The 24,044-nt window shown below is 72.4% G+C and carries 24 protein-coding genes and 1 pseudogene; 12 read left to right on the plus strand and 13 right to left on the minus strand.

All coding sequences use genetic code 11. The features are described from left to right. Positions 1 to 562 (minus strand): annotated as a pseudogene (locus tag ACFFHC_RS00005) (ISL3 family transposase); the annotation flags it as partial. A gap of 345 nt (positions 563 to 907) precedes the next feature. On the opposite strand from ACFFHC_RS00005, the gene ACFFHC_RS00010 reads away from it, so the two are divergent. Together ACFFHC_RS00010 and ACFFHC_RS00015 are read left to right on the plus strand one after the other, a co-directional pair. Then, positions 908 to 1,279 carry a DUF2599 domain-containing protein gene (locus ACFFHC_RS00010; RefSeq protein ID WP_379802474.1) on the plus strand — a complete coding sequence of 124 codons (372 nt, stop codon included), beginning with the start codon at positions 908 to 910 and terminating at the stop codon, positions 1,277 to 1,279. 123 nt (positions 1,280 to 1,402) lie between these two features. After that, positions 1,403 to 1,744, plus strand: a complete 342-nt coding sequence (locus tag ACFFHC_RS00015) for a hypothetical protein (RefSeq protein ID WP_070705252.1) — start codon at positions 1,403 to 1,405, stop codon at positions 1,742 to 1,744. 46 nt (positions 1,745 to 1,790) lie between these two features. Here ACFFHC_RS00015 and ACFFHC_RS00020 read toward each other — a convergent pair whose 3' ends face one another. From ACFFHC_RS00020 to kynA, 6 genes are all read right to left on the minus strand, one after another. Further along, positions 1,791 to 3,065 carry a kynureninase gene (locus ACFFHC_RS00020; RefSeq protein WP_083323569.1) on the minus strand — a complete coding sequence of 425 codons (1,275 nt, stop codon included), beginning with the start codon at positions 3,063 to 3,065 and terminating at the stop codon, positions 1,791 to 1,793. 10 nt (positions 3,066 to 3,075) lie between these two features. Further along, a complete protein-coding gene (locus tag ACFFHC_RS00025) occupies positions 3,076 to 3,492 on the minus strand; it encodes a type II toxin-antitoxin system VapC family toxin (protein WP_070705251.1) in 417 nt (138 codons plus the stop codon). Then, the gene (locus ACFFHC_RS00030) at positions 3,489 to 3,776 is read right to left on the minus strand and encodes a hypothetical protein (protein WP_070705250.1); all 288 of its coding nucleotides are present in this window, start codon (positions 3,774 to 3,776) and stop codon (positions 3,489 to 3,491) included. Before ACFFHC_RS00030 ends, ACFFHC_RS00025 begins: the two co-directional genes overlap by 4 nt. Before the next feature lie 90 nt (positions 3,777 to 3,866). Then, positions 3,867 to 4,247 (minus strand): hypothetical protein, encoded by a 381-nt coding sequence (locus ACFFHC_RS00035; protein ID WP_379802475.1) that lies wholly within the window; start codon positions 4,245 to 4,247, stop codon positions 3,867 to 3,869. A 251-nt stretch (positions 4,248 to 4,498) separates the two neighbouring features. Beyond that, positions 4,499 to 5,221 (minus strand): hypothetical protein, encoded by a 723-nt coding sequence (locus ACFFHC_RS00040; protein ID WP_070705248.1) that lies wholly within the window; start codon positions 5,219 to 5,221, stop codon positions 4,499 to 4,501. Between the two features lie 102 nt (positions 5,222 to 5,323). Continuing rightward, positions 5,324 to 6,163: a tryptophan 2,3-dioxygenase gene (kynA, locus tag ACFFHC_RS00045; protein ID WP_379802476.1), complete on the minus strand. Its 840-nt coding sequence runs from the start codon at positions 6,161 to 6,163 to the stop codon at positions 5,324 to 5,326. Positions 6,164 to 6,559: 396 nt separating this feature from the next. Between kynA and ACFFHC_RS00050 the strand changes: the two genes are divergently transcribed. Together ACFFHC_RS00050 and ACFFHC_RS00055 are read left to right on the plus strand one after the other, a co-directional pair. After that, positions 6,560 to 6,865, plus strand: a complete 306-nt coding sequence (locus ACFFHC_RS00050) for a hypothetical protein (RefSeq protein ID WP_379802477.1) — start codon at positions 6,560 to 6,562, stop codon at positions 6,863 to 6,865. Further along, on the plus strand, positions 6,862 to 7,572 hold the full coding sequence (locus ACFFHC_RS00055; protein WP_379802478.1) for a M50 family metallopeptidase: 711 nt from the start codon (positions 6,862 to 6,864) through the stop codon (positions 7,570 to 7,572). Before ACFFHC_RS00050 ends, ACFFHC_RS00055 begins: the two co-directional genes overlap by 4 nt. 120 nt (positions 7,573 to 7,692) lie before the next feature. Here ACFFHC_RS00055 and ACFFHC_RS00060 read toward each other — a convergent pair whose 3' ends face one another. Next, positions 7,693 to 8,652 carry an ArsR/SmtB family transcription factor gene (locus ACFFHC_RS00060; RefSeq protein WP_379802479.1) on the minus strand — a complete coding sequence of 320 codons (960 nt, stop codon included), beginning with the start codon at positions 8,650 to 8,652 and terminating at the stop codon, positions 7,693 to 7,695. 73 nt (positions 8,653 to 8,725) lie between these two features. Between ACFFHC_RS00060 and ACFFHC_RS00065 the strand changes: the two genes are divergently transcribed. Next, the gene (locus tag ACFFHC_RS00065; RefSeq protein ID WP_379802480.1) at positions 8,726 to 10,042 is read left to right on the plus strand and encodes an MFS transporter; all 1,317 of its coding nucleotides are present in this window, start codon (positions 8,726 to 8,728) and stop codon (positions 10,040 to 10,042) included. Between the two features lie 24 nt (positions 10,043 to 10,066). On the opposite strand, the gene ACFFHC_RS00070 is transcribed toward ACFFHC_RS00065, so the two are convergent. Further along, the gene (locus tag ACFFHC_RS00070) at positions 10,067 to 11,101 is read right to left on the minus strand and encodes a pirin family protein (RefSeq protein ID WP_379802481.1); all 1,035 of its coding nucleotides are present in this window, start codon (positions 11,099 to 11,101) and stop codon (positions 10,067 to 10,069) included. Positions 11,102 to 11,138: 37 nt separating this feature from the next. On the opposite strand from ACFFHC_RS00070, the gene ACFFHC_RS00075 reads away from it, so the two are divergent. Continuing rightward, complete coding sequence (locus ACFFHC_RS00075; RefSeq protein WP_141494712.1) at positions 11,139 to 11,651, plus strand: low molecular weight protein-tyrosine-phosphatase; 513 nt, start codon at positions 11,139 to 11,141, stop codon at positions 11,649 to 11,651. 139 nt (positions 11,652 to 11,790) lie between these two features. Here the strand turns inward: ACFFHC_RS00075 and ACFFHC_RS00080 are convergent, their stop codons facing one another. The 3 genes from ACFFHC_RS00080 to ACFFHC_RS00090 all read right to left on the minus strand — a co-directional run bounded on the left by ACFFHC_RS00080 (position 11,791) and on the right by ACFFHC_RS00090 (position 15,647). Then, positions 11,791 to 13,332 carry a hypothetical protein gene (locus ACFFHC_RS00080; protein WP_379802483.1) on the minus strand — a complete coding sequence of 514 codons (1,542 nt, stop codon included), beginning with the start codon at positions 13,330 to 13,332 and terminating at the stop codon, positions 11,791 to 11,793. A gap of 104 nt (positions 13,333 to 13,436) precedes the next feature. Continuing rightward, entirely contained in the window at positions 13,437 to 15,047 is a 1,611-nt protein-coding gene (locus ACFFHC_RS00085; RefSeq protein ID WP_379802484.1) for an alkaline phosphatase D family protein, read from the minus strand. Between the two features lie 186 nt (positions 15,048 to 15,233). After that, positions 15,234 to 15,647 carry a phage holin family protein gene (locus ACFFHC_RS00090; RefSeq protein WP_070705242.1) on the minus strand — a complete coding sequence of 138 codons (414 nt, stop codon included), beginning with the start codon at positions 15,645 to 15,647 and terminating at the stop codon, positions 15,234 to 15,236. A 61-nt stretch (positions 15,648 to 15,708) separates the two neighbouring features. On the opposite strand from ACFFHC_RS00090, the gene hisC reads away from it, so the two are divergent. The 6 genes from hisC (at position 15,709) to ACFFHC_RS00120 (ending at position 23,135) form a co-directional block, all read left to right on the plus strand. Next, positions 15,709 to 16,821 (plus strand): histidinol-phosphate transaminase, encoded by a 1,113-nt coding sequence (hisC, locus tag ACFFHC_RS00095; protein ID WP_070705241.1) that lies wholly within the window; start codon positions 15,709 to 15,711, stop codon positions 16,819 to 16,821. 152 nt (positions 16,822 to 16,973) lie between these two features. After that, a complete protein-coding gene (pdhA, locus tag ACFFHC_RS00100; protein ID WP_070705240.1) occupies positions 16,974 to 18,224 on the plus strand; it encodes a pyruvate dehydrogenase (acetyl-transferring) E1 component subunit alpha in 1,251 nt (416 codons plus the stop codon). A gap of 5 nt (positions 18,225 to 18,229) precedes the next feature. Beyond that, positions 18,230 to 19,219 carry an alpha-ketoacid dehydrogenase subunit beta gene (locus ACFFHC_RS00105; protein ID WP_070705239.1) on the plus strand — a complete coding sequence of 330 codons (990 nt, stop codon included), beginning with the start codon at positions 18,230 to 18,232 and terminating at the stop codon, positions 19,217 to 19,219. A gap of 22 nt (positions 19,220 to 19,241) precedes the next feature. Then, complete coding sequence (locus ACFFHC_RS00110) at positions 19,242 to 21,101, plus strand: dihydrolipoyl dehydrogenase family protein (protein ID WP_379802485.1); 1,860 nt, start codon at positions 19,242 to 19,244, stop codon at positions 21,099 to 21,101. 292 nt (positions 21,102 to 21,393) lie between these two features. After that, positions 21,394 to 21,933: an NUDIX domain-containing protein gene (locus tag ACFFHC_RS00115; protein ID WP_101849503.1), complete on the plus strand. Its 540-nt coding sequence runs from the start codon at positions 21,394 to 21,396 to the stop codon at positions 21,931 to 21,933. Beyond that, on the plus strand, positions 21,930 to 23,135 hold the full coding sequence (locus ACFFHC_RS00120; RefSeq protein WP_180802225.1) for an MFS transporter: 1,206 nt from the start codon (positions 21,930 to 21,932) through the stop codon (positions 23,133 to 23,135). The genes ACFFHC_RS00115 and ACFFHC_RS00120 overlap by 4 nt, the downstream gene beginning before the upstream one ends. Here ACFFHC_RS00120 and ACFFHC_RS00125 read toward each other — a convergent pair. Further along, positions 23,056 to 24,012, minus strand: coding sequence for a type II CAAX endopeptidase family protein (locus ACFFHC_RS00125; RefSeq protein ID WP_070703440.1), 957 nt, complete (start codon positions 24,010 to 24,012; stop codon positions 23,056 to 23,058). The genes ACFFHC_RS00120 and ACFFHC_RS00125 overlap by 80 nt on opposite strands. Positions 24,013 to 24,044 lie beyond the last annotated feature (32 nt).

Below are 24,044 nucleotides of genomic sequence, written 5' to 3' on the forward strand. Positions count from 1 at the left end.
CTACCGACTCCGCATGCTCCTCATCGGCGGAGGACTCACCCCATGACCCACGCTCAACTCCGAAGAGCCCCTTCACGTCATCGAATCGGGTCGGGTCGTCCAGCAGGAGCCGCTGGCCTTCGGCCAGCACAGCGGCGTTGGCTGTGTCCCAGGAGACGGCGAGAGCCTCGGCGAGGCGAGCAACGGTGAGGTGTTGGCAGACGAGTCCGACCAGCGCCCACCGCAGCGCGGTCCGGGACAGCTTCGCTCGGGGCTCGGCGGCACGGGTGGTGTCTTGCCGCCAGACGTGCCCGCAGCCGGTGCACTTGTAGCGGCGGACCGTGAGCAACAGCGTGGTCGGCCGCCACCCCAGCGGTTCGTGGGCCAGCTTCCTGGTGACGGTGTCCCGCGCCCTCCCCTCGCAGCCGCAGCGCCGGCGCCAGCGCGCCGCATCGTCCTCTTCGACGCGGCACAGGAGCACCGCTCGGTCCGGCTCCACCTGCTGGCCCACGACCACGAGACCGAGCTCGTCGAGGCGGCAGAAAGTCGTCACATCAGGGGTCGCGAAGGTAGCGTCAGGCACGTCGAGGTCTTCCTGGATGGGCAGTGTGAGAACTTCCATCCTCGGAAGGCCTCGACCACTATCCGGGCACCGACGCGCCGCGCCCTCCCACCACGGCTGCTGCGTCGCCTACACCCTCATCTGGGAAGAGCCTTGTTCACTCAGTTCGACGCGCCTGGCCGACTTGTCGCGGAGTAGCGAATCGACATGCCCCCTGGGTTCCGCATCCGGGTTCTCCCGGAGGCTGCTGGCGTTGCCATCGAGGACTCTCGCGGGAATCTGGTGGCAGGCATGGCGCCGGCTTGGGCGCGGTCGTCATCGGGCAAGAACCTGGGGACGCGCTATGTGTGGGATGAGCAGCGTGGGATGCTTGCCCAGGAGATCGACCCGTCAGGCTTGTTGCCCGAAGATTTCCCTGTGGTCGCCGACCCGTACTTGGGAAAGCGGCTCTATCACAAATCCACGATCTCTGGCACCAAGTCTCGGTACAAGGTCAATGCCTTCGTGACGCCCTGGGGGCGGGCGTGGACTGGGCGCGCCACCTTCGGCTATCACCGGGATGAGGTCCGCTCCCAGCTGGGTGGTCGAGCGGGTTGGTACACGGGAACTATCCGTGAGCAGCACTACTGCCATGTGTTCTTCGGGGGTCCTACCCACTGGGAGCCGGACTACAACCTGGAATCTTGGCGTCGGTATGTGAGTTGGTGGCGTCAAGCTCAAAACAAGTGCAACCCTTGATCTCAGGAGGCGGTTCTCGTGCAGCTGAGAAGATGGACTCTTCTCTCCGTGGTGACATGTCTGCCCATGCTTGTGGCGGGTTGTGCTGGCGTGGGTTCTCCGGACCCGCGTGAGGGGGACAGTGTGGCCACGGCCGCGGCGTTCTTCCACCGAGTGGAGCGCGGCGACGGTGACGCCGCTCGAGGCCTGGTGGTCGGCAGTGCTCCGGAGCAAACCGACGACGACGCGGCGGTCCGCTTCTATGCGGACCACTTCTCCTTCCCCGAGGGTGACTGCGACTTGGCCGACGACTGGAAGAGCAGTCAGCACAGGTCTTCTGAGATGACGATCCCCGCGGGCGTGGTGGGGGCCGAGCCAGGCGATGCTGTTGATTCCGTGACACTTCGCCTTGAGTGCGATGGGCGGGCGGCTACCGTCGACATCGCTGTGGTGCCGGATCGAGCCATGGTGCTCGTGAACGGTTGACCCCAGTGGGGGTGGGGCGTCCGACGGCGCCCACCCCCGCGCCCGCTCAGCCTCGCCCGGCGAGCAGACCATCCAGCACCAGCAGCCCCTCGGCCACCTCGCTGAACGACGTGCTCAGCGGCGACATGCCGATGCGGATGCCGTCCGGGTTGCGGAAGTCCGGCACCACCCCGGCCTCCCACAGCCGTGCGGTGAGCTCCCGCGAGTCCGGGTGCCCCAGCGTGATGTGTCCGCCGCGTCGCGCCGGGTCGGCAGGGGAGTCCACCCGCACCCCGTGGCGGGCCAGCAGCCCCTCGGCCACCTCCACCACGAAGGTGGTGAGGTCCGCGGCCTTGGTTGTCACCGCGGGCAGCCCGGCCTCGGCCAGAAGCTCCACCATCTCGCCCAGCGGCACCATGCCCAGCACCGGCGGCGTGCCGGAGATGAAGCGCCGCATGCCGGGCGAGGGCTCGTAGCCGGGGCCCATCCTGAACGGCTCGGCGTGCCCCATCCACCCCTGGATCGGCTGGCGCATCGACGCCTGGTGCCTGGCCGCCACGTACCCGAAGGCCGGGGCGCCGGGCCCACCGTTGAGGTACTTGTAGGTGCAGCCCACGGCCAGGTCCACCTCGTGGGCGTCCAGGTCCACCGGCACCACGCCGGCCGAGTGGCACAGGTCCCACAGCACCAGCGCGCCGGCCTCGTGCACGATGCGGGTGATCTGCGGCAGGTCGGCGATCCACGCGGACTTGTACGCCACGTGGCTCAGCAGCACCACGGCGGTGGCCGGCCCCACGGCATCGCGCACCTGGTCGGCGGTCACCCCGGTGGCGGGGTCCGGCTCGATCCACACCAGCTCCGCGTCGCACTCCGCCGCCACGCCCTCGGCCACGTACCGGTCGGTGGGGAAGTTCTCGCTGTCCACCACCACCTGCCGGCGCGTGGGGTCGGCGGCCCGGGCGGCCTCCAGGCCGGCACGCAGCAGCTTGTAGAGCATCACCGTGGTGGAGTCGGCCACCACCACCTGTCCGGGCGCGGCTCCCAGGGCCACCTCGCCCACGCGGTCGCCCAGGCGCAGCGGGAGGTCCATCCACTGCTCGTCCCAGGAGCGGATCAGCCGGGTGCCCCAGGCCTCGCGCACGATGCGGTCCAGCGCCTCGCCGGCGGCCTTCAGTGGCCGTCCCAGGGAGTTGCCGTCCAGGTAGGCCAGCACCTCTCCGGCCTCGGCGCCGCGCCCCTCGCCCATTGGCACGAAGTGCTCGTGGTAGCCCGCCAGCGGGTCGGCGGCGTCCAGCTCCGCGGCGCGGGCGCGCACGGCATCGGGGGTGGTCAGGGTGGTCACTCGGGCCTCCTCAGGTGGTGGGCAGGTCGTCGGGGGAGCGGCGGGTCAGTCCCGGCACGCGGTCGAAGTCGCGGTCGGCGGAGACGATCTCGGTGAACCCGGCGGCCAGCGCGGTGGCCGCGTGCACCGCATCGCGACCGCCGATGGCGCCGGTCGCCACCAGGGCGGCCGTGCGGCGCAGGATCTCTTGGTCGACCGGGTGCCAGACGATGAGCTCCTCCATTGCCTCGAACTCCTGCGCGGCGCGCTCGGGTCCCCGGCGACGTGTGCGGTGGAACAGGTACTCCTGGCCCGCCTCCACGCTCGCGTGCAGCACCACCAGCCCCTCGGTCCCCGCCCGCACCCAGCGGACGCTGCCCTCCCGCGCGGCATGGTCGCCGCCCGCAGCGTGGAGCAGCACGGTGGAGTCGATGAAGGCGCGCTTCACAAGCGCCCCATCTTCGCGAGGAACTGAGCATCCATGTCGTCGCGCACCCGCTCGATGGCGTCCGGCTCCTCCGGGGGTTCGTGGTCCACGTTCTCCGCGGCCAGCTCCAGGAACCTCCGCCCGGCCTCGGCCCTGCGCTGCGCGGCGTCGTCCTCGAAGGACGCGTCGATGGCGGCGCGCACCACCGCGGACACCGAGACCCCCTGTTCCTGCGCCCTCTTGCGCAGTCGCGTCAGCCGGGCTTCGTCGAGCAGCAGCTGCATCCGGTGCTCCATCGCGCTCATGCATCAACCATACACATGTGCATGTGCGTGTCTGCTCCGGCTGGCGAGCGGGCCGTGGACGATCGTCCACGGCATGGAGCGCGAGGGTTCTCAGCCCGAGGAGCGACTCGCACCGGTGGCGGGCGTGAGGTCTCCGTGCACCCACAGGAAGCGGCTGACCTCGGCCTGGTCCAATCCGCACTTCTGCGCGTACCCGTCGGCATCGTCGAGGAGCCCCATGCGGGCGACAGGAGTTCTCGTGCTGGAGGGGGTGGCCCCGTCCGCCGGCGCCTCGCCGGTGGGCGCCTCGTCGTCGATCTCCACGCCGGAACTGTGGAAGGGCACGCCGATCTCGATCGAGCTCCCGTCCGGCATCGAGACGCGGTCGTCCTCCACCGTGGAGCCCGCCAGGAGCGAGACCGGATACCGCGTGCCGGTGTCCGGGTCGATACCGGTGAGGCACCCGTCGCGGAGGTCGAACAGGTCAGACATGCGCAGGTCGTTTCCCTCTGCGGGCATCTCATGGAAGAGGATGCCGCCCTCAGCTGTCGAGCTCGGCAGGAACGCGTCCGGCGTGCCGGGGGTGGGTGCCGAGTGCGCCGGCGGGGTGCTCGGAGGGGCGTCCGTGGACGGTGGTCTGGTGGTGTCAGAGCCGTCCGACGTGCCTGTGCACGCGGTGAGGGTGGTGGCCGCAAGGGCGGCCGCCACGATCGCTCGGCTGATCGCGCATGTCGTCGACATGGTCACAGGGCGAGAAATGCGCCGTAGCCGGGGAGGATCCCGGCAGGGGAGAAGGTGGACCTGCTCATGCCGGTGCAGTGGTCGGCAGTCACGATGCCCTGGCGGGAGCCGAACACGTTCTTGATCGCCCACCCCGCGGTGCAGTTCCCATCGTTGAGGGCTCCCCCTCCTTTGAAGGAGTGCTCCGGTTGCGTGGTGACGGTCGGGTCTTCGATGACCCGGATCGAAAGACCCTCCGCCTGCAGGGAAGTGGTCGCGGACAGTGCCCCGTGGAGGGCGTTGTCCGCATGGGGCACATAGACGTCGATGATCCCGGATTCGGGGTGGGACTCGGTGTACTCGGAGCCGGTTGCCGACATGGCAGCGAGTTGGTGTTGGGTCATCTGGTCTTGTGTCATGGTGCCGCTGTAGCGGATGGACACGGTCATGCCCGGCGTGCTGGTGAGGAGCGAGGTGTCGCGTGAGCGGCCCCCAGCGGTCAGGATGACCTCGGCCGAGGAAGGCGATGTGATCTCGGCGGTGGAATAGACGTCACCGTTCTCCTGCAACCACTCGGCGAGCCGGGCATTGAACTCGTGTTCGGGGCTCTCTGGTGCGGTGGTTGCGGCTACGAGTGCCGTTTCTTCGGGGGGCGTGGAGGTGGGCCCCGGATCGTCCTCTGTAGTGATAAGCAGCGCCGACAACAGACTGACTGTGGCAGTAGCGATCGAGGTGCGCTTGATCATGGTCCCCCCTGAATGTGGTGGTCGTACGGCCAAGGTAGAGGCTGCCGTGCCTCGCGATCTTCCCCCCGGGGGGACGTGCTCTGCACTGAAACGCGGTAGGGCTCAGACCTCGGTTCGGACGCTGAACAGCTCGGGGAAGAAGGTGAGGTCCAGTGCCCGCTGCAGGAAGCCCACGCCCGACGACCCGCCGGTGCCGGTCTTCATGCCGATGACACGCTGCACGGTGCGCAGGTGGCGGAAGCGCCAGACCTGGAAGTTCTCCTCCAGGTCCACCAGTTCTTCGCAGGCCTCGTAGACGTCCCAGTGCTCGTCGGCGTTCTCGTAGATGCGGGTGAACACGGCCGTGAGCTCCGGGTCCTCCTCGTGGGCCACGGTCACGTCGCGCTCCAGCACGCGGGCAGGCATCTCGATGCCGCGACGGTGCAGGCAGCGGATGAACTCGTCGTAGAGGCTCGGTGCCTCGAGCAGCTCGGTGAGCAGGGCGTGCGCGGCCGGATCGGCCTCGTGCACCGGCAGCATCGCGGCGTTCTTGTTGCCCAGGGCGAACTCCACGGCGCGGTACTGGAACGACTGGAAGCCGCTGGCGTGGCCCAGGAAGTCGCGGAACTCCATGTACTCGCTGGGGGTGAGGGTGGCCAGCACGCTCCACTGCTCGGTGAGCGTCTTCTGGATGTGCTTCACGCGCGCGATGCGCTTGAGTGACATGCGCATCTCGTCGGCGGCCAGCAGCTCCATGGCCGAGCGGATCTCGTGCAGGACGAGCTTCAGCCACAGCTCGGAGGTCTGGTGCTGGATGATGAAGAGCATCTCGTCGTGGTGCTCGGGCCGACTCACGGGGTGCTGGGCGGAGAGCAGCCGGTCCAGGTCCAGGTAGCTGCCGTAGCTCATCTCGGCACGGAAGTCGGTGTGGATGCCGGACTCCACGTCGCGCGTGTTCTCCACGGGTCCTCCAGGTGGGTGGCGGCACCAGGGGGCCCGATGCCGTGTGGGCGCGGTCACCCTAGCCCGGCCGGCAGGCGGCCCGGGCGGGGAAGGCGGTCCGGTGGTCTCCAGGACGTTCCCGAGGGTGCGGCGGCGCGTGCCCGCATCGCGTCCGCCACCAAGCACCTGGCCCTGCGCCACTGGGCTGGTCGCGACGCAGTGTGCCTGCTGTACGGCGCGCAGACGAGGAGCGCGGTTGGGGATTAGGTCGGGGAACTGGCGGGACGATGGACTTTGCACGGTCGGCCATGGCCAAGATCGCATCAGGCCCTCCCTTCGAGGAGCCGTCGGTTCCAGGGTGGGCGAGCAGGGATCCATGAGGATCGCAAGTGTTCTGCTCAGCACGGCATCCCGGGCGTGCTGCCGCTGCTGGGCGTCTCCGCCCTGCGCACCACCGTGTTCATGGGGCAGCTGGCCTACGCCGCCGTCTGGTACCACGACCGCTTCGGCCTGGACTCGGTCGCCTTCGCCCAGGCGGTGCTCTTCCTCGCCGGGGCCGCCTGGGTGGCGGTGGCCTGCACGGCCCTCGTGGCACTGGGCCACTCGGTGGTGGCCGCCGGGCTGGCGCTCGGGGGCTGGCGGGGTGTGGCCGTGGTGCTCGCCGTCACGATGCTCGCCTGCCTGCCGTGCCTGGCGCGGCCCCGTGGCACCCTGCGGGGGTGATCGACGCGCTCTGGGCCCGCGTGACCGCCACCCAGCCGCCGCTGCACCCCGTGGCCGCGCTGGCGCTGGTGGGGCTGGCGTTCGCCATCACGTGGAGCCCGACCGGCCACCACCTGGCGCGGCACCTGGTGACGGTGGTGCACGAGGCCGCGCACGCCGTGGTGGCGCTGCTGGTGGGGCGCCGGCTGTCGGGCATCACCCTGCATCGCGACACCTCGGGGGTGACCGTCTCGCGCGGGCGGCCGCGCGGGCCCGGCATGGTGGCCACGCTGGCGGCCGGATACCCGGCACCGGCGTTGCTGGGGCTGGCGGGGGCGGCCGTGCTGGGTGCGGGCCACGCGGCGGCCTGGCTGTGGGTGCTGGTGGGCCTGTGCGTGGCGATGCTGCCCCTCGTCCGCAACGGGTACGGCGCCCTGGTGGTCGTCGGACTCGGCGGCGTGGTGGGGGCGCTCTCCTGGTGGGCGCCGGGGTGGCTCGTCACCGCTGCGGCGCACGTGACCGTGTGGGGGCTGCTGCTGGCCGCGCCGCGGGCTGTGCTCTCGCTGCAGGAGGGGCGCTCGCGGGCCCGGCGTCGAGGGCGACGGGGCACCGACGACGCCGATCAGCTGGCCGGGCTCACCGGCATCCCGGGAGGGGTGTGGGTGGGGTTCTTCGGGCTGGCGTGCCTGGCCTGCCTCGGCCTGGCGCTGTGGTGGACCGTCCCCTGAGACCCGCCTCGGCCTCGCCCGGCCTGCCCCAGATGCCCGTCTCCGGTCCAGAGGTACGCCCCGTGGGGCGGATTTCCGGACCACAGGCGGTGATCTGTACCGGGACCTCCTCTCCTGAGGTCACCCGGCCAGGCGGTCGCCCAGCTCGGTGCGCGCGTAGAGCACCTGCCGCCCCGCCCGCTGCCGCACCAGCAGCCCCGCCGCGGCCATCACCCGCAGGTGCTGGTTCACCGCCGATGCCGTGACCCCGACCCTGGCGGCCAGCACCGTGGTGGACGCCGGCTCGGCGAGCATCCGCAGCAGCCGCGCCCGCGGGGCACCCAGCAGCGCGGTCACGGCATCGGCGTCAACGGGTGGCGGCCCGCCCCACATGCCGCCCTGCCCGCGGGCCGGGTACATCACCATCGGCGGGTGGTCGGGTGCGCCCGGGTAGGCCGCGCGGGTCGTGAACAGCGAGGGCAGCAGCCACAGGGGCCGCTCGCCCACCTCCACCGTGTGGTCGATGCCGTGCCGGCTTGCCACCTCCAGTCGGTCGGCCGCCAGGTGCACCGTGGGGCTCAGCCCGCCCAGCGCCGCGGGCATGCCCTGGCGCGCCACCACGTGCCCGCGGTGGGCGAGGTCGGCCTGCATCACGGCGCGGATGCGCGGCCAGTCGGGCTCCAAGCAGGCCCCCCAGTAGGCCTCCAGTGCGTCCGCCACGCGCCGCACCATCGCCCGCCCGCGGCCCAAAGCGGGGTCGAGCCGGCCGGTCACGTCCACGACGTCGCGGGCCAGCAGGGCGGGGTCGGTGGCGCGCAGCCAGCCCAGCTCGTCGGCCATCGAGGCGTGGAGCGCCCGCGGTGCGGGGGTGAGGGCGTCGGGGGTGTGGCCGTGCTCGTTGAGCAGGGCGCGCAGCACGGCGAGGGTGCCGTCGGCCTCCAGGTCGGCCAGGTGCTCGCGGGCCTGACGCTCCCAGGGCACCTGCAGGGGGAACCGCTCCGGGGCGGCCAGCACGCGCAGGGAGAGCACGGTCTCCACCAGTGGCGAGACGGCGAAGCGCACGTCGGCCACCCGCGCATCGGGCAGGTGGAAGGTGACCATGTAGCGCGACGCTACATTCCTCGCCGGCCTCGGCCTGCCCCTCCACGATGGGGACCCCGTCCAGGAGGTCCCCGTGCAGCACACGAGCCACCCCACGCCCAGCCCCACCCCCACCGCGCCCGACGACTCCGCCCGTGCCGTCATTGGCCGCCTCATGCGTCCCCTCTACGTGCCCAGCGCGCTCTACTCGGTGGGCACCGGTGCGGCCATCCCCGCCCAGGTGCTCGTGGGCCTGGCCGTCGGCCTCGATGCCGGGCAGGTCGCCTGGGCGCTCACTGCATCGGGCGTAGTGATGGTGACCGGCACTGCGGCCACCGGCTCCGTGGTGGAGCGATGGGGCGAGCGCGCCGCACTGGTGGGGTCCACCGCGGTGGCAGTGCTGTGCGCGGCGGCCCTCGTTCTGGCCGTGGCCACCGGGCGGGGCGAGGTGCCGGCCTACCTGCTGGTGCTGGCGGTCTTCAACCTCACCGACGGCGTCTGGGGCGTGGCCCGGCAGGAGCTCATGGCGCAGTGGATCCCGCCGGCGGTGCGGGGGCGTGCGGTGAACACCTACGGCGCCTCGCAGCGGGTGGGACGGCTGGTGGGGCCCTTCCTGGCCGGCGGGCTGATCCTGTGGGTGGGGCCGGTGGCGGGGTTCGTGGTGTTCGCGCTGGCGGCGGTGGTGGCATGCACGGCCATCCTCGCGGCACCCGTGCCGGCGGGGGTCGAGGGGAGGGGTACGGCCGCGACGGCTCCGGCGCCGGGCGCCGCGGCGACGGCCACCCCCGCATCGGATCGGCCGGACACGGACGCCGCTCCCCCGGGGACCCCGCCCGCCCGACCCCGCATCCCGTCCGAGGTGTGGGCCGGGTTCTGGGCCGTCGGTCTGGCCGTGGTGGCGCTGAACCTGCTGCGCGCCGACCAGGAGGTGCTGCTGCCCCTGTGGGCCGCCAACGTGGAGCGCCTCACCGACGCCCGCGTCTCCTTCGCCATGGGCGTGTGGATGGTGCTGGAACTCGTGCTCTTCCTGCCCGCCGGGTGGGTCCTGGACCGGTGGGGCACGCTGCCCGTCGCGCTCACCTGTCTGGTGGGACTCACCGCTGGGTTCGCGCTGCTGCTCCTGCCCGGCGGGTTCTGGCCGGCGGTGGTGCTGCTGGGCCTGGCCGGCGGGACGGGGTCCGGCATCGTCAAGACGCTGGGCCTGGTGCTGGCACCGGAGGTGGGGCGGCCTCGCTTCCTGGGGCGGTGGATGGCGCTCGCCACCTCTGGCATGGTGCTCGCGCCGGGCCTGGTGGCCGTCACGCAGCAGGTGTCGCTCACGGCATCGGTGGTGGTGGCTGTGGCGGTGGGAGTGGCTGGGGCGCTCTGGCTCGCGGTGGTGGGGCCCCGGTACCTCGCCCACCGCGTCTGACGGGCCCCGCCGCGGCGCTCCGCGTCAGCCGCGGGGACGCATCCGGGCGTTCGGCAGCCTCGGCGCGGGGATCGGCGCGGGCAGCCCGTCCGGCCACGGCCCGAACAGCTCGGCCGCGTCGTCCACGCTCTCCACCGGCGTCGATGCCGGGTCGCCCGCCTCCGCCCCGATCTCCCGCTGATAGCGCGCCCGGTAGGCCGCCACCTCCTCGTGCGAGCGGCCCACGAAGTTCCACCACATGACGATCTGCTCGCCGAAGGGCACCCCGCCGAGCAGCAGCAGTCGCGCCCCGTCCTCGCCCGCGGTGAGCGCCACGGCATCGCGCCCGGTGGGCAGGAACAGCAGGTGGGCGGCCTCCAGGGGCTCGTCGTCCACCGCCACCGCCCCGGTGTCCAGCAGCACCCCGTGCTCGAACCGGGCCTCCAGCGGCACCACCACCTCGGCGCCCGGGTCCAGCACCAGCTCGGCGCCCAGCAGCCCGGCGGTCCGCGTCTCCACCGGGGAGGTCGCCGCCCCGCCCAGCCCCGCGCCGTCGCCGCCGAGGGACCCGATGAACACCCGCACCCGCGCGCCGTCCAGCTCCACGGCATCGGGGGTGTGCACCTGCAGCCCCGGGTCGCCGTGGCGCGTGGCCGCGGGCAGGGCGTACCAGAGCTGCGCGCCGTGCAGGGTGGTGGTCGCCGGCGTGGAGATCTCCTGGTGGGTGATGCCGCGCCCGGCCGTCATGAGTGCCAGCAGCCCCGGGCGCACCCGCGCCTGCCCGCCGGTGGAGTCGAGGTGGTCGATCTCGCCGGTGAACAGCCAGGACACGGTGGCCAGCCCGGTGTGCGGGTGGCGCGTGACGTCCATGCCGCCGGTCTCGCGCACGTCGTCCGGCCCGTAGTGGTCCAGGAAGCACCACGCCCCGATGAGGGAGCGCTCGCGGGCGGGCAGGGTGCGCCGCACGGTCATGGCGCGCGGCCCGCCCAGGGGCACCTCGCGCGGGGCCAGGACGACCGGGCAGTCGGCGTCGTCGGGGCCGCAGGTGGTCTCGCTGGGGTGCGGGTCGGGGTTGCTCACGCGCTCAGCCTGCCACCGTCCGTGCGAGGGTGGGGCCATGCGCATCGAGGTCGTCTGCCTGGGCAACATCTGCCGCTCGCCCGCTGCCGAGGCCGTGCTCGTGCACGAGCTGCGTGCGGCCGGCATCGAGGACGTGGAGGTGACCTCCGCGGGAACCGGTGGCTGGCACGTGGGGGAGGAGCCGTACCACCTGAGCCGGGCCGAGGGGGAGCGCCGCGGCTACGTCTTCGACACGGTGGCCCGCCAGCTGAGTGCGCGGGAGGTGGCCGAGGCCGACCTGGTGCTGGTGATGGACGAGTCCAACCTGCGCGACGTCCGCGCCCTGTCGCCCGATGCCGAGGCGGCGCGGCGAGTGGTGATGCTCGGGGCGTTCGCGCCGGGGGCCGAGCGGGACGGCGCGCAGGCCGTGCCGGACCCGTACGGCCAGGACGCCCCGGCGTTCACGGCCATGTACGACCAGGTGGAGCCGGCCGTGCGGGGCGTGGTGCGCGCCATCGAGGACGGGCGCGTGGACGAGGTGCTCGACCGGGAGGCAGCACGGATGCCGTGACGCGGCGGGAGCGAGGTGACGCCGCCGCCGGGTGACGGCGCCCAAGAAGGGGTGGGTCCGGTTGGTCGGGGTCGACGCCGCCCACGGCGTACGTCACCCCGGGTGAACCGGACCCACCCCCGATGTGGTGGAGCGGGCCTCAGTGGCTGTGGCCCTCGTGGCCGCTCTCCTCGGAGTGGTCGTGCTCGTGGTCGTGGTCGTGACCCTCGCCGTGGTCGTGGCCCTCGTGGTCGTGACCCTCGCCGTGGTCGTGGCCCTCGTGGTCGTGACCCTCGCCGTGGTCGTGGCCCTCGCCGCGGTCATGGCCCTCGTGGCCGTGGTCACCGTGCTCCTCCTCGACGGCGAACTCCGGCACCTCGGCGTCCACACCGTTGAGCTCGTTGGGCACGTGCTCCAGCGTGGCGGACTTGGTGACCTTCCACGCCTTCAGGTCGATGCGGTGCACCTTCTGGGTGGCCGGCTCGGTCACCCACGCGGTGTCGCCCATGACGTGCAGCGCCGGGCCCGGCTTCTGCCAGTCCTCCTTCTCCTTCCACGCCTTGATCACGGGCAGCTTGTCCGTGACCTTGCCGGTCTCGGTGTCGATGCGGTGCAGCGCGCCGTCGTAGCCCAGGACCAGACCGTCGCCGTCGGACGCACGCCCCAGCGAGCGGAACCAGTACGAGGTGCCCAGGTCCACGGTCCGCATCGTGCCGGTGCGCACGTCCGTCATGGCCACCTGCTCGGGGCGCTCGAACTCGGCGTCCTTCTGCACCTCGAGGTCGTGGAAGGCCACCGGGCTCTTGGCCGAGCCCTTGATGGTGCCCACGCGCGAGTAGTCGCCGGGCCCGTCGACCGGCTTGAAGCGCTTGCCGTCCCAGATGACCGCGCCGTTCTCGCAGCCGAACACCACGCCGCCCTTGACCTCGGCCTCGCCGTGCACACCCGGGCAGTTGTCGTACTCGGCCAGCTTCTTGCCGTCGGCGTCCAGCGCCATGACGCCGTTCCGCTCGTCCTCGGTGCCCACGGTCACGAGCATGCCGCCGTCGTGGGTGGGCACGGCCACGCCGTGGTGGGCGTGCTCGGCGGTCCAGTCCTTGGTCTTGGGGGTGACCCCGGCCAGCAGCGACTCGGCCGTGAACTCCTTGACGGTGCCGGTGCCGTCGGCCCAGGTGAGCACACGGCCGTCGTCGAAGGTCACATGGCCGGGGTGCTCGCCCGCGATGGCGATGTCGGTGCGCACCGGGTCCTTGGCGTAGCTGTGCGAGTGGTCGCCGTGGGGCTGGCTCCACACGCCCAGGTCGAGCACCTGCCAGTGGTTGCCCTCGGAGAGTGCGAGGTGGCGGCCGTCACCCATGTCGTTGAGGCGCACGAAGCCCTCGGCCTCCAGCGGCTTGCCCACGGGCTTCAGCGTGGTGGCGTCGAGCACCTGCACGCCGCCGTCGTACGTGTAGGCGATGCGGGGCTGGGCGCCCGCGGTCTCGGTCGGCTCGGCGGCCTTCGCGTCGTCGCCGTGGTCGTGGGACTCCTCGCCCTCGTGGTCGTGGCTCTCCTCGGCGGCCCCGGTCTCGCTGCCCGAGGTGCTGGCCGAGGTGTCGCCGCCGGACTCCTCGGTTCCGCAGGCGGTCAGGGCGGTGGTGCCGGCGAGGCAGACGGAGAGGGCCAGGCCCAGACGACGCGGATGTGTGAGAATCGTTCGCATGGGCGGAGGATAGGCTCTTCTGAGAACACTTCGCAAAGTAGGGGTTGGGGTGCGAGGGGGCTTGCCCGCTGCTGGGCAGGGCCCGGTCCGCTGGGCTCCAGTCCTCAGGCCCGGGGCGCCACCGCCTCGAGGCCCGGCACGCCGTCGTTGATGCGGAAGCTCACGTCCGTGCGAGCCTCGGCCGTCCCGGAGGAGACGTCGGCCAGCACGCGGAAGTCCGCCGTCATGGCCTCGGGGGTGATGGTGGTGCGCACGTACCCGCGCAGGTCCTTGTAGTAGCGCAGATGGTCGTTCCACCCCAGGATCGGGTCGGTCTTCGTGGCGTCACCGTCGCCGCCGGAGGTGATGGAGGAGCACACCAGCTCAGCGCCCACCACGCGCTCGGCCTCGGCACCCTCGCCCTCGAAGTCCGCCAACACGTCGGCCGCCCAGTGGCGGTGCACGTCACCGGTGAGAACCACCGGGTTGCGCACCCCGGCGTCCACCCACCCGCGGGTGATGCGGTCGCGCGAGCCGACGTAGCCGTCCCAGCCGTCGTTGGAGTGGTGCTCCAGCTCGGGCTCCACCTTTCCGTCGCGCTCGGCGAAGAACACCTGCTGGCCCAGCACGTCCCACCGCTGGGAGGAGCGGCGCAGGTTGCCCAGCAGCCAGGCCTCCTGCTCGTCGCCGGTGAGGGTGCGGGCCGGGTCCAGGCGCTCGGTGCAGTTGGTGTCCCAGCCGTCGCCGCAGGCCTGGTCGTCGCGGTACTGGCGGGTGTCCATCATGTGGAAGTTCGCCAACTGTCCCCACTGCACCCTGCGGTACAGCAGGGTGTCGATGCCGCGAGGCATCTGCCGGCGGCGCAGCGGCATGTTCTCGTAGTAGGCCTGCATCGCCGCGGCGCGGCGGGCCAGGAAGTCCGGCTGCGGGATCTCGGGCTTCTCGTGCACCTCGTCGGCCCAGTTGTTGTCCACCTCGTGGTCGTCCCACACGACCAGCCACGGCGCCACCAGGTGGGCGGCCTGCAGGTCGGGGTCCGTCTTGTACTGGGCGTGGCGCTGGCGGTAGCCGGCGAGGGTGACCGTCTCCGGGCCCAGGTGGTCGCGGACGTTGCCGCCGGGGGTCACGTAGTCGCCCGCGGTGTACTCGTACTGGTAGTCGCCCAGGTGCAGCACCAGGTCCGGCTGGTCCTCGGCCAGTCGCCGGTAGGCGGTGAACCAGCCGTGCTCGTACTGCGCGCAGCTGGCAAAGGCCATGGCCAGCGCCGCGGGCATCTCGCCGGGGGCGGGGGCGGTCCGGGTGCGCCCCACCTCCGAGAGGTGGCGGCCGGCGCGGAAGCGGTAGAAGTACTCGCGGCCGGGGCGCAGCCCGTGCAGCTCCACGTGCACCGAGTGGGCGCCGGTGGGGCGGGCCAGCTCCGTGCCGCGTGCCACCACGTGGCGCATGCGCGCGTCGGTGGCCACCTGCCACTGCACGGGGACGGTGCGGGCCGGCATGCCGCCGAGCCCGTCCTCGGCCAGGGGGTCGGTGGCCAGGCGGGTCCACAGCACCATGCCGTCGGGGGCGGGATCGCCCGAGGCCACCCCGAGGGTGAACGGGTTGCCGCGCAGGGGGCGGTGGGCGGGGGTCACGTCCTGTCCGAGGGCCGTGGCCCCCGAGGCGGTGGTGAGGCCGGCCAGTGTGGCGCCGGCGGTGGAGGCGGTGAGCAGGGTACGGCGGGTGAGGGTGGGGGGCATGCGCGGGACGCTAGGTGGCAGAGGTGCTTTCACGGTGATGAGCGGGTGACGGAATCGTTGCCGGTCGGTGAACGCGACGTGCCTCGGTTGCGGACCGGCCCGTCTCCCGGCGCCCCACCAGAGCTCCCGATCCGGGCAGACCCCCGGTGCAGCGTCCGGGCCAGCGCGCCGCCCCGCCTCGGCTGGTCAGTACCGCCGCAGCGTGCGCCGGTCGGACTCCGTGTCGGGCACCACGGCATCGAGCACCATGGCCACCACCGTCACCACCACGGCCCCGATCACGGCGCTCCAGAAGAAGCGGTCCACGTGGAAGGCCAGTCCCAGCCTGCCGGCCGCCCAGGAGAGCAGCTGCAGCATCAGCGCGTTCACCACGAAGGTGAACAACCCCAGGGTCAGCACGATGAACGGGAAGCTGAAGAACTTCACCACCGGCTTCACCAGGGCGTTGATGACGCCGAACACCAGCGCCACCAGCAGGACGGTCACCAGGCGGGAGCCGAGCGGGTCCGAGGGGTCGCCCAGCGCGATGCCGGGCACGAGCAGGGCGGCCACCCACAGGGCGGCACCGTTGACGACGGTCTTGAGCAGCAGGTCGGCCATGCCCCCCAGCCTCCCACCACCGCGGTCCGGGTGTGACCTGGGCGACGTTAGATTGAGCCCCATGAGCGACCCCACCGACCAGGCCACCTTCACCACCGACCAGGTGCGTCTCCGCGACGCCCTCGACGCGCTGCCGGCCTACAAGCCCGGCAAGCCCGCCCCCGCGGTGGAGGGCCTCACGAGCTACAAGATCAGCTCCAACGAGAACCCCTACCCGCCGCTGCCGTCGGTGGCCCGGGCCGTGGCCGACGCCGCCCAGAGCTTCCACCGCTACCCGGACATGGGCGCCACCCGCCTGCTGGAGGCCATCGCCGACAACTGCGGCACCCAGCCGGAGAACGTGGCCGTGGGCACGGGCTCGGTGGGCCTGCTCCAGCAGCTCGTGCAGATCACCTGCGAGCCCGGCGACGAGGTGGTCTACGCCTGGCGCTCGTTCGAGGCCTACCCCATCGTCATCGGCCTGGCCGGCGCGAGGAGCGTGCAGGTGCCGCTGGACGCCGAGGCCCGCCATGACCTGCCCGCGATGGCGGAGGCGGTCACCGAGCGCACCCGCCTGGTGATCGTCTGCACGCCCAACAACCCCACCGGCCCCACGGTCCGCACCGGCGAGCTCGAGGAGTTCCTCGCCGCCGTGCCCAAGGACGTGTTGGTGGTCATCGACGAGGCCTACCTGGAGTTCACCGACGCCGAGGACGTGCCGGACGCCCTGGCCGTGCAGCGCGCCCACCCCAACGTGGTGGTGCTGCGCACCTTCTCCAAGGCCTACGGCCTGGCGGGCCTGCGCGTGGGCTACGCCATCGCCAGCCCCCGCGTGGCCGAGGCGCTGCGCAAGGCCGCCGTGCCCTTCGGTGTGAGCCAGCTGGCGCAGGACGCCGTGGTGGCCAGCTATGCCGCCATGGACGAGCTCGACGAGCGCGTGGCACATCTCAAGGACCAGCGCCGCGTGGTGGTGGACGGCCTGCGCGAGCAGGGCTGGGAGATCCCCGACGCACAGGGCAATTTCGTGTGGCTGCCGCTGGGTGAGCAGACCGTGGACTTCGCCGAGGCCGCCGCCGCGCAGGGCCTCGTGGTGCGCCCCTTCGCCGGCGAGGGCGTGCGCGTCACCATCGGCGAGGACGAGGCGAACGCGCGCTTCCTGGAGGTCGCCCGCGCCTTCCGCGAGCGGAACGCCTGAGCGCGTCACGGCCGGGGCCGTCGGGTCCCCACCCGGGTCCGACGGCCCCGGCCCCCGTAGTAGCGTGACCTGAGCCACAAGCCCGCCCGTTCGATCCCACGGGTGAGGCGGTGCGCGCCGTGACGGCGCCCAGTACCGAACGAGGAGACATCGTGAGCGACCAGAACGCCCCGATCCCGGAGGACGCCCTCCAGGACAGCGCGGCACGGGCCCCCGAGGGTGCCGCCCCGGCCGCACAGTCACCGGAGGCGCGTGCCGCCGCCGAGACCGCCGGGACCCCGGTGGACATCACCGACGGCGGCCCGGAGATGGTGCAGTTCCTGACCGCCGAGGGGGAGCGCGTCGAGACCGAGTTGAACGCGCCGTACGCCCACTACCTGCAGGGCGTGGACGACGAGTTCCTCAAGGCGCTCTACCGCGACATGGTGCTGGTGCGCCGCGTGGACGCCGAGGGCTTCGCGCTGCAGCGCCAGGGCGAGCTGGGCCTGTGGCCGAGCCTGCTGGGCCAGGAGGCCGCGCAGGTGGGTCTGGGCCGTGCGCTCAAGCCGCAGGACTACGTCTTCCCGGGCTACCGCGAGCACGGCCTGGCCTGGACCAAGGGCGTCCCGCCGGAGAACCTGCTGGGCATGTTCCGCGGCGTCAACCACGGTGGCTGGGACTCCAAGGAGAACAACTTCCACCTGTACACCATCGTCATCGGCAACCAGATGCTGCACGCCACCGGCTACGCCCGCGGCGTGCAGCTGGACGGCGCCTGGGCCACCGGCGACGACACCGTGGACACCGCCGTGGTGGCCTGCACCGGTGACGGCGGCACCTCGCAGGGTGACTACAACGAGGCCATGGTCTTCGCGGCCGTCGCCAAGTCGCCGTGCGTGTTCTTCGTGCAGAACAACCAGTGGGCCATCTCCGAGCCCACGCACCGCAACTTCGTCATCGAGCCCTTCAAGCGCGCCGCCGGCTTCGGCTTCCCGGGCGTGCGCGTGGACGGCAACGACGTCCTGGCCTCGATGGCGGTGGGCGCCTGGGCGCTCGACCACGCCCGTTCCGGCAAGGGCCCGGTGCTGGTGGAGGCGTTCACCTACCGCATGGGTGCGCACACCACGTCGGACGACCCCACCAAGTACCGCGACGACGCGCACGTGCAGGCGTGGAAGGCCAAGGACCCCATCGACCGCCTGAAGAAGCACATGGTGGCCCGCGGGGTCGGGGACGACGAGTACTTCGCCGCAGTGGACGCCGAGGCCGACGAGCTGGCCGCGCGCGTGCGCAAGGCTTGCCAGACCATGCCGGACCCCGAGCTGGCCACCATGTTCGACCACACCTACTCCGGCGAGCACGCCCCGCTGACCGACGAGGGTCGGGCGTTCGTCGAGTACCACGCCGGCTTCGAAGGGAACTGAGCACCATGAGCGCCAAGAAGATGACGCTGGCGAAGGCACTCAACGCCGGCATGCGCAAGGCCATGCAGGACGACCCCAAGGTGGTCATGCTCGGCGAGGACATCGGCCGCCTGGGTGGCGTGTTCCGCATCACCGAGGGCCTGGTGGACGAGTTCGGCGAGGAGCGGGTCATCGACACCCCGCTGGCCGAGTCCGGCATCGTCGGGTCCGCCGTGGGCCTGGCCCTGCGCGGCTACCGCCCGGTGGTGGAGATCCAGTTCGACGGCTTCGTTTACCCGGCCTTCGACCACATCGTCAGCCAGGTGTCCAAGATGCACGCCCGCTCGCTGGGCCACCTGAAGATGCCGATCGTCATCCGCATCCCGTTCGGCGGCGGCATCGGTGCCGTGGAGCACCACAGCGAGTCCAACGAGGCCTACTTCGCGCACACCGCGGGCCTCAAGGTGGTCTGTGCGGCCACTCCGGAGGACGGTTACTGGATGATGCAGCAGGCCATCAAGTCCGACGACCCGGTGGTCTTCTACGAGCCCAAGCGCCGCTACCACGAGAAGGGCGAGGTCGACTTCGCCACCGATGGCGAGGCCGCGCTGCCGCTGCACGCCTCGCAGGTGGTGCGCCCGGGCACGGACGTCACCGTGGTGACCTATGGCCCCATGGTGAAGACCTGCATGCAGGCCGCCGCCGCGGCCGAGCAGGAGGGCCGCTCGCTCGAGGTCATCAACCTGCGCACGCTCAACCCGCTGGACCTCGGCCCGGTGCTGGAGTCCGTGCGCAAGACCGGTCGCGTGGTGGTGGTGCACGAGGCGCCCACCTTCCTGGGCATGGGCTCGGAGATCGCCGCGCAGATCACGGAGAAGTGCTTCTACGAGCTGGAGGCGCCGGTGGCGCGCTGCGGTGGGTACAACATCCCCTACCCGCCCAGCCGCTACGAGGAGGAGTACCTCCCCAACCTGGACCGCATCCTGTTCCACGTCGACGAGGTCCTGGCGCACTGACGCGCCGGAGGGAGCAACGCACATGACCATTCAGCACTACGTGCTTCCGGACCCCGGTGAGGGTCTGACCGAGGCCGAGATCGTCTCCTGGAAGGTGAAGGTCGGCGACCAGGTCAAGGTCAACGACGTCGTCGTCGAGGTGGAGACCGCCAAGTCGCTGGTGGAGCTGCCCGTGCCGTTCGCCGGCACCGTGGTGGAGCTGCTGGCCCAGGAGGGTGACGAGGTGGAGGTCGGCGCGCCGATCATCGCCATCGAGGACGGTGAGGGCGGTGAGGGCGGTGGGTCCGCCGCGCCGGCCGGTGGTGCCTCGTCCATGGGTGCCGCCGATGCCGGTGGGGCGCCCGCCGTTGCCGAGGCGCCCGCACCGTCGGCCCCGGCCGCCGGCGGTGCCGCCTCCGGTGGGGGCGTGGAGCACTACGTGCTCCCGGACCCCGGCGAGGGCCTGACGGAGGCCGAGATCGTCTCCTGGAAGGTGAAGGTCGGCGACCAGGTCAAGGTCAACGACGTCGTCGTGGAGGTGGAGACCGCCAAGTCGCTGGTGGAGCTGCCGATCCCGTTCGCCGGCACGGTCGAGGCGATCCTGGCCGAGGAGGGCCAGGAGGTCCCGGTGGGTGAGGCGATCATCGCCATCCGCACCGGTGCCGGTGCGCCCGCCGCCGCGGCCCCGGCCGACCCGGGTGCCGGCGCCGCCGAGGCCCCCGCGGGCGAGGGCGACGGCGAGGAGCGCGTGGCCAACCTGGTGGGCTACGGCGCGGTGGCCGGTGCCACCTCGCGCCGCCGCCGCAAGGGTGGCGCCCCGGCGCCGTCCGGTGAGCGCATGCCCGAGGTGCCCGGCGAGGGCGCCTACGGCCAGCGTCAGGTGGCCGAGCCGACGCAGGCCTCGGCCCGCACGGCCCAGCCGGTGCACGAGTCCGTGGGACACGCGGCCTCCGGCGGTTCGCGCCCCAAGGCCAAGCCGCCGGTGCGCAAGTTCGCCAAGGACAACGGCATCGACCTGCGGACCGTGACGCCCACCGGGCCGAACGGCGTCATCACGCGCCAGGACGTGGAGCAGGCGCTGGCCGGTGGCGGTCAGGGCGGGGCCCAGGCGGCTCCGGCCGCTGCGGCCGCCCCCGCGGCTGCCCAGGCCCCCGAGGCCGCCGCGGCTGCCGCCCCGGTCGCCGCCGGCGAGCGGGAGACCCGCACCCCGGTCAAGGGCGTGCGCAAGATGACCGCGCAGGCCATGGTGAACAGCGCCTTCACCGCCCCGCACGTCACGGAGTTCATCACCGTGGACGTCAGCGCCATGATGGAGATGGTCGAGAAGCTCAAGGGCGACCGCGCGTTCAAGGACGTCAAGGTCACCCCGCTGCTGCTCGTGGCCAAGGCCGTGGTGCTGGCTGCCCGGCGCAACCCGGAGATCAACGCCAAGTGGGACGAGGCCAACCAGGAGATCGTGCAGTACCACGACGTGAACCTGGGCATCGCCGCGGCGACCCCGCGTGGCCTCATCGTGCCCAACATCAAGGGTGCGCAGGAGAAGTCGCTGGTGGAGCTCGGCGGCGCGCTGGGCGACCTGGTGTCCACGGCGCGTGCCGGGAAGACGTCCCCGGCCGACATGTCCGGCGGCACCATCACCATCACCAACGTGGGTGTCTTCGGGGTGGACTCGGGCACGCCGATCCTCAACTCCGGCGAGGCGGCCATCCTGTGCTTCGGCGCGGTGAACCGTCGCCCGTGGGTGGTCACCGACCGCGACGGCAACGAGACCATCGAGCCGCGCTGGGTGACCGAGCTGGCGCTGAGCTTCGACCACCGCCTCGTGGACGGTGACCTGGGCTCGCGCTACCTGGCCGACGTGGCCGCGCTGCTGCAGGACCCGGGCACGGCGTTCACCTGGTGAGGTACCGCCCCCGCACCGGGGTGACGCGATGACGTGAGCGGGCTCGTCCAGAGGGGCGGGCCCGCTCCGTCGTGCCCGGCCCCCGGGCGCCCTCCCACTCCTACGCCACCCACCCTCGTTGCCCCCCCCGCCCCGCCCACCCCCCCCGTTGAGTCGTCGCTTCCGGGGGTGAAACGGGCCAGTCGACCCCGAGGAACGACGACTCAACGGGGGGGGTGGGGCTGCGGGTGCGGATGCGGCCGCGGAGGTGGAGGCTGGCGGGGCCCCGTCCTCGGCGGGCTAGCCTGCGGCCATGCGACTGGTGGTGGGTGCGGTGATCGTGGACGACCTCGCGCACCCCACCGCCGTGCTCGCGGCCCACCGGGCGGCGGAGCGCGACCTGGCCCCCATCCCCGGTGCCACCGGCGAGGTGCCGCTGTGGGAGTTCCCCGGCGGCAAGGTCGATGCGGGGGAGGCGCCCGGGCAGGCCCTGCGCCGCGAGCTGGCCGAGGAGCTCGGCATCGAGGTGCGCCTGGGCGACGAGCTGGTGCCCCCGGCGGGCGGGGCCTGGCCCATCAACGACCGGCTCGAGCTGCGCCTGTTCCTCGCGGTCGTCACCGGCGTGGCCGGCGCCGGCCCCGAGGGGGTGGGCGATCTGCCGCGCGACGCGGCCGGGCGTGTGGTGCCGGACCCCGCATCGGCGCCGGATCCCTCCCACGACGCGGTGCGTTGGCTGGCCTGGCGCGAGGTGGCCGCCCACCCGTGGCTGCCCACCAACGTGGCGCCCGCCCGGCTCCTCGCGCAGCGATGGGGCGACGCCTCCCCGGGCCACGCGCGACGGGGGACCGGGTGAGGACACGCTGGGACACCCCGGTCACCGACGGAGGCCCCACCCTCGGGCAGCTCGCGGTCTCGGCCTACGGGCCGATGGTGCTCTGGTCGGTGGCGTTCGCCGCCGTGCAGCCGGTGATCCCCCTCATCGCGCTGCGGCTGGGTGCGCCGGCCGGACAGGCGGCGCTGGTGGTCTCCGTGCAGGGGGTCGCGGCCATGTTGGTGGGCATCCCCGCCGGCCTGGCGACCGAACGGGTCGGTGAGCGGCGTGCCATGACGGCGGCCGCAGGGCTGGCGGTGGTGTCGCTGGCGGTGGTGCTGACCACGTCATCGCTGGTGCTCCTGACCCTGGGCGTCGCCCTCCTGGGGGTCTCCAGCAGCGTGTTCATGCTGGCGCGGCAGAGCTACCTCACCTCGGCGTTCCCGCGGCAGATGCTGGCCCGGGCCATGTCCACGCTGGGAGGCATGGCCCGCATCGGGTTCTTCGTCGGCCCGGTGCTGGGCGCCGGGACCATCTGGGCCGTGGGCATCCGCGGGCCGGTGGGGCTGTCTCTGGTGCTGGTGCTGGCCCTGGTGGGGCTCACCCTGCGCCTGCCGGCCCTGCCGGGGGAGTCCCACTGCAGCGACACCCGACCCCCACCGCTGCGGGGTGTGGTGCGGGCGCACTGGAGGCTCTTCGCCACCCTCGGGTTCGGGGTGGTGCTGTGCGCTGCGGCCCGGAGCTCGCGGACGGTGGTGATGCCGTTGTGGGGGCACCACATCGGGGTGGATGACTCGGTCATCGCGCTGGTGGTGGGCCTGGCCGGCCTGCTGGAGACGCTGGTGTTCTACCCGGCCGGTGTGCTCATGGACCGGGTCTCCCGGCGGGCCAACGCCATCCCGTCCATGGCGATCCTGGGCCTGGGCATCGCACTGGTGGCATTCGCTGACTCGGCGGCGCCCCTGGCCCTGGCCGCGGTCGTCATCGGCCTGGGCAACGGGTTGGGGTCCGGCATCGTCATGACCCTGTCGGGCGACGTGGCACCGCGGGTGGGTAGGCCGTCCTTCCTCGCGGTGTTTCGCACCCTGGCCGATGCGGGGGCGGCCACCGGTCCGGTGGTCCTGTCGGGGGTCACGGCGGTGGCGGGTCTGACGACCGCGGTGCTCACGGCCGCCGGGTTCGGGTTCGGCGCCTCGGCGGCGTTCGCCCGGTGGGTGCCGCGGGAGCACCGCGCCGAGGGCTGAGTCGGGCGGTGGCGCCGCCCCGGCGCTCGGTACTGCTGGTGCTGCGGGTGCGCTCCGTGTGTCCGAGGCGGCCGTGGGTCCCCAAGGCGACGAACAGCGCCAGCACCCCCAGGCCCAGAGCGGCCGGCCAGGTGCTCTCGACCTCCCGACCGGTGAGCGTGCCCGCCACCAGGAGCGCCCAGTTGAGGGCGTTGTGCCCCAGTACCGCCAGCAGGAGGGAGCCTCCGGAGCCGTCGTGCACCCAGCACAGCACCACTGACAGGCTCACCACCAGCAGCAGGTAGGCCAGGAGCTGGCTGGGCTCGTGTCGGGCGGTGTCCCACTCGGTGGTGAGGAAGAGCGGGGCGTGCCACAGGCAGTGGATGACGCCCAGCACCAGCGCACTCGGTAGAGGGGCGAGCCGTGACTGGAGGCGGGGGAGGGCCACGCCCCGCCAGCCGATCTCCTCCTGCAGCGGTCCGCCCATCAGGTAGACCACGAAGCTGCTGGCCAGCAGCGTGAGCGTGGCGGCCGTTCCGCCGGGGGCCTGGAGGCCGTCCGCGGGGGTGAGGAAATAGCCCACGGCCGTGGCCACCGGGATCGCCGCGAGCGCCACCAGGTACCAGCCGGGGTGCGCGCGCCACTGGAGAAGTCGCCCGAGGAGGCGACCCACGGCGGACCGTCCCTCGGCCGCCCAGGTCACCAGCAGCGCGGCCGCGAAGGGCCCGGCGAACATGCCCAGCTGGTTGATGCCGGCGACCTGACTCAGCGTGGGCTGCCATGGCAGGACGTCCAGGCCACTGGCCGACAGCCACCAAGGGCTCCAGATCAGCCACGAGCTGAGGTAGGCCAGCGCGACGAAGGAGACCAGTGGGTGACGGCGGACGAACGTGGCCATGGGCGTCCTCGGGTGTCGGGGACCGGGTGGTA

Source organism: Kytococcus schroeteri (assembly GCF_042433515.1).
GTDB lineage: Bacteria > Actinomycetota > Actinomycetes > Actinomycetales > Dermatophilaceae > Kytococcus > Kytococcus schroeteri.

Excerpts from the sequence above, each read along its gene's own strand:
- hisC (WP_070705241.1), top strand. The coding sequence starts at position 15,709 with ATGAGCGACCCCACCGACCAGGCCACCTTCACCACCGACCAGGTGCGT.
- ACFFHC_RS00060 (WP_379802479.1), bottom strand. The coding sequence starts at position 8,652 with ATGGTCACCTTCCACCTGCCCGATGCGCGGGTGGCCGACGTGCGCTTC.
- ACFFHC_RS00010 (WP_379802474.1), top strand. The coding sequence starts at position 908 with ATGCTTGCCCAGGAGATCGACCCGTCAGGCTTGTTGCCCGAAGATTTC.
- ACFFHC_RS00085 (WP_379802484.1), bottom strand. The coding sequence starts at position 15,047 with ATGCCCCCCACCCTCACCCGCCGTACCCTGCTCACCGCCTCCACCGCC.
- ACFFHC_RS00090 (WP_070705242.1), bottom strand. The coding sequence starts at position 15,647 with ATGGCCGACCTGCTGCTCAAGACCGTCGTCAACGGTGCCGCCCTGTGG.
- ACFFHC_RS00080 (WP_379802483.1), bottom strand. The coding sequence starts at position 13,332 with ATGCGAACGATTCTCACACATCCGCGTCGTCTGGGCCTGGCCCTCTCC.
- ACFFHC_RS00035 (WP_379802475.1), bottom strand. The coding sequence starts at position 4,247 with ATGTCTGACCTGTTCGACCTCCGCGACGGGTGCCTCACCGGTATCGAC.
- ACFFHC_RS00075 (WP_141494712.1), top strand. The coding sequence starts at position 11,139 with ATGCGCATCGAGGTCGTCTGCCTGGGCAACATCTGCCGCTCGCCCGCT.
- ACFFHC_RS00110 (WP_379802485.1), top strand. The coding sequence starts at position 19,242 with ATGACCATTCAGCACTACGTGCTTCCGGACCCCGGTGAGGGTCTGACC.
- ACFFHC_RS00125 (WP_070703440.1), bottom strand. The coding sequence starts at position 24,012 with ATGGCCACGTTCGTCCGCCGTCACCCACTGGTCTCCTTCGTCGCGCTG.
- ACFFHC_RS00040 (WP_070705248.1), bottom strand. The coding sequence starts at position 5,221 with ATGATCAAGCGCACCTCGATCGCTACTGCCACAGTCAGTCTGTTGTCG.
- ACFFHC_RS00105 (WP_070705239.1), top strand. The coding sequence starts at position 18,230 with ATGAGCGCCAAGAAGATGACGCTGGCGAAGGCACTCAACGCCGGCATG.
- ACFFHC_RS00030 (WP_070705250.1), bottom strand. The coding sequence starts at position 3,776 with ATGAGCGCGATGGAGCACCGGATGCAGCTGCTGCTCGACGAAGCCCGG.
- ACFFHC_RS00115 (WP_101849503.1), top strand. The coding sequence starts at position 21,394 with ATGCGACTGGTGGTGGGTGCGGTGATCGTGGACGACCTCGCGCACCCC.